Here is a 316-nt window from a genome sequence, read left to right as displayed (position 1 = left end):
GTGACGGTACTACCACCGCTACCGTTCTGGCTCAGTCGATCGTCAACGAAGGCCTGAAAGCCGTCGCTGCCGGCATGAACCCGATGGACCTGAAGCGCGGTATCGACAAAGCGACCATCGCTATCGTCAAAGAGCTGAAGAACCTGTCCAAGCCTTGCGCTGACACCAAGGCAATCGCTCAGGTAGGCACCATCTCCGCCAACTCCGACAGCTCCATCGGCGACATCATTGCCGAAGCCATGGAAAAAGTCGGTAAAGAAGGCGTGATCACCGTTGAATAAGCCACTGGCCAGGAAAACGAACTGTCGGATGTTGA

The 316-nt window shown here is 55.7% G+C and carries 1 pseudogene; it reads left to right on the top strand.

The window, feature by feature from the left end:
• Positions 1-278: pseudogene (locus ACIP1X_RS24560) on the top strand (TCP-1/cpn60 chaperonin family protein); the annotation flags it as partial.
• Between the last annotated feature and the right edge of the window lie 38 nt (positions 279-316).

It is taken from the genome of Pseudomonas sp. NPDC088885 (assembly GCF_044750025.1).
Taxonomy (GTDB): domain Bacteria; phylum Pseudomonadota; class Gammaproteobacteria; order Pseudomonadales; family Pseudomonadaceae; genus Aquipseudomonas; species Aquipseudomonas rustica.
The sequence above is the reverse complement of the archived record's forward strand: the minus strand, read 5'-3'. Positions and strand labels throughout refer to the sequence as shown.